Annotated in this window: 9 protein-coding genes; 6 read left to right on the top strand and 3 right to left on the bottom strand. The window is 60.1% G+C overall.

From position 1 onward, the window contains the following. The 4 genes from lspA to Q7T64_RS08110 form a co-directional block, all read left to right on the top strand. A partial coding sequence (lspA, locus tag Q7T64_RS08125; RefSeq protein ID WP_304794080.1) for a signal peptidase II occupies nucleotides 1–412 on the top strand: 412 nt, incomplete at its 5' end. Nucleotides 413–491: 79 nt separating this feature from the next. Beyond that, entirely contained in the window at nucleotides 492–1,748 is a 1,257-nt protein-coding gene (coaBC, locus tag Q7T64_RS08120; RefSeq protein WP_304794077.1) for a bifunctional phosphopantothenoylcysteine decarboxylase/phosphopantothenate--cysteine ligase CoaBC, read from the top strand. Then, complete coding sequence (gene dut / locus Q7T64_RS08115) at nucleotides 1,745–2,194, top strand: dUTP diphosphatase (protein WP_304794074.1); 450 nt, start codon at nucleotides 1,745–1,747, stop codon at nucleotides 2,192–2,194. The genes coaBC and dut overlap by 4 nt, the downstream gene beginning before the upstream one ends. A gap of 12 nt (nucleotides 2,195–2,206) precedes the next feature. Then, on the top strand, nucleotides 2,207–3,370 hold the full coding sequence (locus Q7T64_RS08110) for a M48 family metallopeptidase (RefSeq protein ID WP_304794071.1): 1,164 nt from the start codon (nucleotides 2,207–2,209) through the stop codon (nucleotides 3,368–3,370). Nucleotides 3,371–3,460: 90 nt separating this feature from the next. Here the strand turns inward: Q7T64_RS08110 and clpA are convergent, their stop codons facing one another. After that, nucleotides 3,461–5,761: an ATP-dependent Clp protease ATP-binding subunit ClpA gene (clpA, locus tag Q7T64_RS08105; protein WP_304794068.1), complete on the bottom strand. Its 2,301-nt coding sequence runs from the start codon at nucleotides 5,759–5,761 to the stop codon at nucleotides 3,461–3,463. Further along, nucleotides 5,758–6,072: an ATP-dependent Clp protease adapter ClpS gene (clpS, locus tag Q7T64_RS08100; protein WP_304794065.1), complete on the bottom strand. Its 315-nt coding sequence runs from the start codon at nucleotides 6,070–6,072 to the stop codon at nucleotides 5,758–5,760. Before clpS ends, clpA begins: the two co-directional genes overlap by 4 nt. 324 nt (nucleotides 6,073–6,396) lie before the next feature. Between clpS and Q7T64_RS08095 the strand changes: the two genes are divergently transcribed. After that, complete coding sequence (locus Q7T64_RS08095; protein ID WP_304794061.1) at nucleotides 6,397–6,603, top strand: cold-shock protein; 207 nt, start codon at nucleotides 6,397–6,399, stop codon at nucleotides 6,601–6,603. 102 nt (nucleotides 6,604–6,705) lie between these two features. Beyond that, on the top strand, nucleotides 6,706–7,272 hold the full coding sequence (locus Q7T64_RS08090) for a pseudouridine synthase (protein WP_304794059.1): 567 nt from the start codon (nucleotides 6,706–6,708) through the stop codon (nucleotides 7,270–7,272). A 30-nt stretch (nucleotides 7,273–7,302) separates the two neighbouring features. Here the strand turns inward: Q7T64_RS08090 and Q7T64_RS08085 are convergent. Continuing rightward, nucleotides 7,303–8,085, bottom strand: a 783-nt coding sequence (locus tag Q7T64_RS08085) for a HupE/UreJ family protein (RefSeq protein WP_304794056.1), incomplete at its 5' end; no start/stop codon positions are given.

Genomic DNA, 8,085 nt, shown 5'->3' with positions numbered 1-8,085 from the left:
TCAACTGACCAAGATCGTCGTCATCCAGTTGCTGAACTATGGCGACTCGCGCACGATCACCGGGTTTTTCAACCTGGTCCTGGCCTACAACAAGGGGGCGGCATTCAGTTTCCTGGCAGACCAGGGTGGATGGCAGCGCTGGTTCTTCACCGGCATTGCCGTGGTCGCGGTGGTTTTCATCATCCACTTGCTGCGCCGCAATGCCGGCCAGCGCCTGTTCTGCACGGCGCTAGCGCTGATCCTTGGCGGCGCCATCGGCAACCTGATCGACCGTGTCCTGTACGGGCATGTCATCGATTTCCTCGATTTTCACGTCGGCGGCTGGCACTGGCCGGCATTCAATGTGGCCGACACCGCGATCGTGATCGGGGCGGCACTGTTCATTCTCGACGAACTGCGGCGCAAGCGCTGAACAGACAGCACCGGCTGCTGAACCCGGGCCGCACTTCGGCCCGCTGCTACACTAGGCGGCATCCACCGGAGATTTGATCATGGACCTGGCTGGCAAGAAAATCGTTCTCGGCCTGACTGGCGGCATCGCCTGCTACAAGGCGGCTGAACTGACGCGGGCATTGATTGCCGCCGGCGCGCAAGTGCAAGTCGTCATGACCGAGGCGGCAACCCGCTTCATCACTGCGGTCACCATGCAGGCGCTGTCGGGCCGCACGGTGTATGTCGATCAGTGGGACAGCCGGGTTGCCAATAACATGCCGCATATCGACCCCACGCGCGATGCTGACGCCATCGTCATTGCGCCCTGCTCGGCAGATTTCCTGTCCAAGCTGGTCCACGGCAGTTGCGATGATTTATTGTCGACGCTGTGCGTGGCGCGCCCGGCGCAGGTCCGGCTGTTCATTGCACCGGCGATGAACGTCGAGATGTGGCAAAACCCGGCCACACAGCGCAACGCCCGCCAGGCCGCCGAAGATGGCATCACGCTCCTGGGCCCGGCAGCCGGCGCGCAGGCGTGCGGCGAAACCGGCATGGGACGCATGCTGGAACCGGCCGACCTGCTGGAAGAACTGGTGTGCGCATTTGCGCCAAAAGTGCTGGCAGGAAAAAAGGTACTGGTCACGGCCGGCCCGACCTTCGAGCCGATCGACCCGGTACGCGGCATTACCAACCACTCCTCGGGCAAAATGGGTTACGCAGTGGCCCGTGCCGCCCGTCATGCGGGCGCGACAGTGACCCTGGTGTCGGGACCGGTTTCCTTGCCAACGCCGGCCGGTGTGCACCGGATCAACGTACAGTCGGCGCAACAGATGCATGATGCGGTGATGGCGACGATCGCCGGCCAGCAAGTGTTCATTGCCGTGGCTGCTGTTGCCGACTGGCGGGTTGCCAATGCGAGTACGCAAAAGCTCAAGAAGCAGGGCAATGGCAGCATGCCGCAACTACGGTTCGAGCAGAATCCGGACATACTGGCGGCGGTCGCTGCGCTGCCAGCCGGTCCGTATTGCGTCGGCTTCGCCGCAGAGTCGGAAAACCTGATCGAGAACGGCCGGGCCAAGCGGGAACGAAAGTCGGTTCCGCTGCTGGTCGGCAATCTTGGCCCCAGTACCTTTGGCCAGGATACCAACGAGCTGGTGCTGTTTGACGAATCCGGCCATGTCACACTGCCCGCGGGCGACAAGCAGGCGCTGGCGCGCGACCTGGTGAAGGAAATCGCACGCCGCCTGGCGCTGGCGCCTTCCTCACCTGCCGCACCAGCGGCTTCCGCCAAAGAGCATCGCAAGAGGACTGCATGAAAACACTGGACGTAAAAATCATCGACGAGCGCATGCGCGAGCAAATGCCGGCCTACGCAACGGCTGGCAGTGCCGGCCTGGACCTGCGCGCCTGCATCGAACAGCCGTTGGTGATCAACCCCGGCGAAACAAAACTGGTGCCGACCGGACTGGCGATCCACCTCGCCGATCCGGCTTACGCTGCATTGATCCTGCCGCGCAGCGGCCTGGGACACAAGCACGGCATCGTGCTGGGCAACCTGGTCGGGCTGATCGACTCCGACTACCAGGGCCAGTTGATGGTCTCTACCTGGAACCGCGGCGCCACTGCCTTCACACTGAACCCGATGGAGCGGCTGGCCCAGCTGGTCATCGTGCCGGTCATGCAGGTCGCCTTCAACGTGGTGGATGAATTCGGCGAAAGCCAGCGTGGCGGTGGCGGCTTCGGCAGTACCGGCAAACATTGAAACAGGGAAAGCATGAACACAACAATATCGTCGTTTGACTCTTCGCCTGATGCCAGCCATCAAGGTACGCAAAAACGTACCCAAAAGCGCACGCTGCAAGATGCAAATGACCGGACCCGCTGCTTGCGGCCGGCCGCATTGCTGAGCTTGCTGGCGCTATTGGCCGGCTGCGCCAGCGGCCCGCTGCTACCCACGCAAATGCCGCGTCCTGTATTGTCGACAGCACCCGAGTCGCCGGCGCTGACGGCAGAGCAGATCTTGTTGCGTAATCTGGTCGCTTACCAGGATCGGCTGTATCGGGTGTCCGGTCCGCTGCTGACCAGCAACCCGGACCTGTGCAAGGGCAACAATGCGCGCAATCTTTTTGGCTTTACTGCAAAGAATAAATATTCCTGGTCGCCAGAGCTGGCCGATTCGGCGCAGTCATTGCTCGGACTCGACGATCGGCTGCAAGTGCTTGGCGTACTGCCCAATAGCGGCGCACAACGTGCTGGCCTGAAGCCTGGCGACAAGCTGGTTTCTGTCGAGGGCAAGCCAATTCCCGGCGGACAGAATGCGGAACGGCAGGCAGCTGCCTTGCTGGCACCGATGGTGAGCCGCAAGTCCAGCGTGAGCGCGGTAATCCAGCGCAACGGTGCGTCGGTACCGATGACGATCAACCTGACGCGTGCCTGCGCATACGGCGTCGTACTCGGCAATGCCGACAATATCAACGCCTATAGCGACGGCCAGCGGGTCTTGATCACGCGCGGCATGATGAATTTCGCCCAGTCGGATGACGATCTCGCGCTGGTGCTGGCCAAGGAAATGGCGCACAACTCGCTGCTGCACCCCGGCAAGCAAAAAACCGGCGCCACTTCAGCCGACATCATCGACAACCTGGTGCGCGTGCGTCCCGACATGAGTGCAATGGCGGGTGCGGCCGGCTTGCGGCCGATGCCGCAGGAACTCGATGCGGCGGCCGATGTGCTGGCGCTCTATATGGTTGCACGCGCCGGCTATCGCTACGAAAATGCACCCCGCTTCTGGGAGAAGCTGGCGCGCCAGGTGCCGGCCAATATCCTCAACGGGTATACGGCGATCCATCCGGCCACCGAATACCGGTTGTCCGTGATCGGGAAAATCGTACCGGAGATCAAGGCCAAGCAAGCCGGCAGGCAGGCCCTGCTGCCTTAATGGCGGGTCGCCAGGGTTCGTAGAGGACAAGAAAAAGCCCGGTCAAACCGGGCTTTTTCTTGTCGCAAATACCGCCGTGGCAAACTCCGGCTATTCGACCTCGACGATCTCCGCTGGTGACGCCGGTGGCGCCGTGTCGCCCTCGAAGAAGTCGAGTTTGATCTTGTCGTCGGCATCGAGGTCGACCGTGACCTTGCCGCCGGTCACGAGCTTGCCGAACAGGAGTTCGTCGGCCAATGCCTTGCGGATCATGTCCTGGATCAGACGCGCCATCGGCCTTGCACCCATGGTCGGGTCGAAACCTTTCTTGGCCAGGAAGCGGCGCAAGTTCTCGGTAAATATCGCCTCGACTTTTTTCTCGTGCAGTTGCTCTTCAAGCTGCATCAGGAACTTGTCGACCACGCGCATGATGATTTCTTCGTCCAGCGCGCGGAAGCTGATGACCGAATCAAGACGGTTGCGGAATTCGGGCGTAAACATCCGCTTGATCTCGGCCATCTCGTCGCCGGTCTCGCGCTTGTCGGTGAACCCGATCGTGCGCTTCTGCAGGCTTTCGGCGCCGGCGTTGGTGGTCATCACAATGATCACGTTGCGGAAATCGGCCTTGCGTCCGTTGTTGTCAGTCAGCGTTCCATGGTCCATCACTTGCAGCAGGATATTGAAAATGTCCGGATGGGCCTTTTCAATTTCGTCCAGCAACAACACGGCATGTGGCTTCTTCGTGATGGCTTCTGTCAGCAAACCACCTTGGTCGAATCCAACGTATCCGGGCGGCGCGCCGATCAGCCGGCTGACCGCATGACGCTCCATGTACTCCGACATGTCGAAACGGATCAACTCGATGCCCATGATGAAGGCGAGCTGCTTGGCGACTTCGGTCTTGCCCACGCCGGTCGGTCCGGAAAACAGGAAGGAGCCGATCGGCTTGTCGGTCTTGCCGAGTCCGGCACGGGCCATCTTGATGGCTGCGGCCAGTGCTTCGATGGCGTTGTCCTGCCCGAACACCACGTTCTTCAGGTCGCGTTCGATAGTCTGCAACTTGGCGCGGTCGTCCTGGTTGACCGATTGCGCCGGTATGCGGGCGATTTTCGAAATGATTTCTTCGATGTCGGACTTGCCGATCGTTTTCTTTTGCTTGGACTTCGGCAGGATACGCTGGGCAGCACCAGCCTCGTCGATGACGTCGATTGCCTTGTCCGGCAAATGACGGTCGTTGATGAAGCGGGCCGACAGTTCGGCCGCCGATGTCAGCGCCGACGCCGAGTACTTGACGCCGTGATGCTCCTCGAAGCGCGACTTCAGGCCGCGCAGGATCTGCACCGTCTGTTCGACGGTCGGCTCATTGACGTCGATCTTCTGGAAACGACGGGCCAGCGCATGATCCTTCTCGAATACGCCACGGTATTCGGTATAAGTGGTCGCGCCGATGCATTTTAGTTGCCCGCTGGCGAGCGCCGGCTTGAGCAGGTTGGATGCGTCGAGCGTGCCACCGGAAGCCGAACCGGCGCCGATGATGGTATGGATCTCGTCAACGAACAGGATGCCGTGCGGGCTGTCCTTCAGCTGCTTCAACACCGACTTGAGCCGCTGTTCAAAATCGCCGCGGTATTTGGTGCCGGCCAGCAGCGAACCCATGTCGAGCGAATACACGACCGCATTCTGCAGGATTTCAGGCACTTCGCCCTGCGTGATGCGCCAGGCCAGGCCTTCGGCAATGGCGGTCTTGCCCACCCCAGCCTCGCCAACCAGCAGCGGATTGTTCTTGCGGCGACGGCACAAGGTCTGGATGACGCGTTCGACTTCAAGGTCGCGCCCGATCAGCGGGTCGATCTTGCCTTCTGCCGCCAGCTTGTTCAGGTTCTGTGTGAACTGGTCGAGCGGGCTTTCTTTCTGCTGTGCTTCAGCTTGTGCCTCTTCGGTGCCTTCCGGCGCCTTTTGAGGATCGGATTGCTGGTCCTTGCGCACGCCGTGCGAGATGAAGTTCACGACATCCAGCCGCGTCACGCCCTGCTGGTGCAGGTAATACACGGCATGGGAATCTTTCTCGCCGAAGATCGCCACCAGCACATTGGCGCCGGTGACTTCCTTCTTGCCATTGGACGCCGATTGCACGTGCATGATGGCGCGCTGGATCACGCGCTGGAATCCCAGTGTTGGCTGGGTATCGACTTCGCTGGTACCAGGAACGGTCGGCGTGTTGTCGCTGATGAAATTGGTGAGGGTCTTGCGCAGATCCTCGATGTTGACGGCGCAGGCACGCAGTACTTCGGCCGCCGACGGATTGTCGAGCAGCGCGAGCAACAGATGCTCCACCGTAATGAATTCGTGACGCGCCTGTCGGGCCTCGACAAACGCCATGTGCAAACTTACTTCCAGTTCCTGGGCGATCATGCTTCCTCCATCACACATTGCAGGGGGTGCCCCGCTTTGCGCGCGTGTGCCAATACAAGTTCAACCTTCGTGCTAGCTATGTCTTTCGGGTACACGCCACACATTCCCCTGCCATCGCGATGTACCTTGAGCATGATCTGCGTCGCGGTTTCGCGATCCTTGTTGAAATACTCCTGGATGATCGCCACTACGAATTCCATCGGAGTGTAGTCGTCATTGAGCAGGAGTACCTGATACATCGGAGGCGGCTCGAGTTTTTCACTCTGCTCCTTTCGCACAACAGCGGTGCCGTTCTCATCCTTGGTTGCCATGCGTCTATTCTAAAGCCTTCAATTTCCCATGCAACGCGCGACGGCGCGAACCTTGACATTTGCCTCGATATTACGCCGTTTCTTGACCCTTCGCAGATGACGATTGAAAACGCTAAATCAAGGGCAAAACGGACATAAATACCTGCCCTTTTTACGCGCGTCCCAAAATTCTTGACATTTTTTATTTTTCATCGAAGAATGCAACTTGTTAATTAGTGCATAAAAGCACTATTGATAAGAATTGAGCAGGTTTGAGTAGGGGCAGCGTTACGCGAGGCTTCTTGCTTTTACGGCTCGTGTGATTGTTCAAACTTGAAAGCGTCTATGGCAACTGGCACCGTTAAATGGTTCAACGATACCAAAGGTTACGGGTTCATCACCCCCGATGATGGTGGCGAAGATCTGTTCGCACACTTCTCGGCTATCCAAATGAATGGCTTTAAAACCCTGAAAGAAGGGCAAAAAGTACAGTTCGAGGTAACGCAGGGTCCGAAGGGCAAGCAAGCTTCAAATATCCAAGCTGCCGCCTGATTACCCTCTGGCGCTGGTACTGACGGATTCTAATCCCCGCTACCGCGGGGATTTTTTTGTCCGGTGACATGGGCGACGGCCTGGCCGCGTTAGACTGCAGCCATGCTGATCCTGTTCAACAAGCCCTTCGAAGTGATCTGCCAATTTTCGGCGCATCCAACGCGTCCGACCCTGGCCAGCCATGTCGATATTCCCGGCATTTATCCGGCCGGGCGACTCGATGCCGACAGCGAGGGACTGGTCCTGCTCACCGATGACGGCAAGCTGCAGCATGCCATCGCGGATCCGGCGCGCAAGCAAACCAAGACCTATCTGGTCCAAGTCGAGGGCAAGGTATCACGCGAGCAGCTCGACCGTCTTGAGCACGGTCTTGATCTGGGCGACTTCCGCACCGCGCCGTGCCAGGCCAGTGCGGCGCTGGAACCCGGATGGCTGTGGCCGCGCGACCCGCCGGTGCGGCAACGCGCCAATCAGCCGACCAGTTGGCTGGTGCTGCGCCTGACTGAAGGAAAGAACCGGCAAGTCCGCCGCATGACCGCCGCCGTGGGCCTGCCCACGCTCAGGCTGGTGCGGGTTGCGATCGGTCCGTTTTCGCTGGAGAGCCATCCGTTGATGCCCGGCGAATGGTGCGAGGTCGCGCCGGAGGCGTTCGAAAGCGGTTGCGGCTGATACTGCCAGGCACGTGCTGCCTGGTCAGCCTCAGCCGGTCATCAACTTGATGTCGAAGGCCCGCTCTACCAGCCAGATCGCAGCCAACACGGCGATCAGCGCAGAGCCGCCAATGAGTACGCCGCGCCGGTAGAAACGCGTGCCCCTGAGCCACCATGCCAATGGCAGGAAGCCGGCGACAATCGCCAGTTGGCCGGCCTCCACACCCAAATTGAATCCCAGCAGCGCCAGGATCAGCGAGCCGGCCGGCAGCCCGAGGTCGCCCAGCACGCTGGCAAATCCAAATCCATGAATGAGGCCGAACGCGAAGGCCATCAGCCAGCGCCGCTCCGGAAAGATCGGGAAAATGTTATTGAGCGCCGCAACGATGACCGACAGCGCAATCGTCGATTCAACCAGGCGGGAGGGCAGACTGACCCAGCCTAGCGTGGCCAGGGTCAGCGTGATGGAATGGGCAATCGTGAAGGCGGTGACGATTTTTGCCACATCGGCCAGCGCCGGCACAAATCGCGCGACCGGCTCCCACTGTCGCTTGTTCCGGATCGCCACTGCCGGCAACAGCAAGGCCATCAGGAACAGGATGTGGTCGAAGCCGATCCAGATATGCCATACGCCCTGCGCAGCATAATCGGCGAATTGCCGCAGGCGCGATGGCGCCGACAGAGAGAATACTTGTTGCCGGGCTTCCGGCGTGAACACGCCCGTGCTGAAGGTACTGCTACGCTGTAGCCGCAGCAGGCCCTTGTGCTGCGGATCGATGTCGAAGAACAGCGCATAGCGTATTGAAATTTCGTTGCCGATCGATGGACAGCG

It is taken from the genome of Lacisediminimonas sp. (assembly GCF_030645335.1).
Classification (GTDB): domain Bacteria; phylum Pseudomonadota; class Gammaproteobacteria; order Burkholderiales; family Burkholderiaceae_D; genus Lacisediminimonas.
Note: the sequence above shows the minus strand (reverse complement) of the source record. Positions and strands in the feature narration are given on the sequence as shown.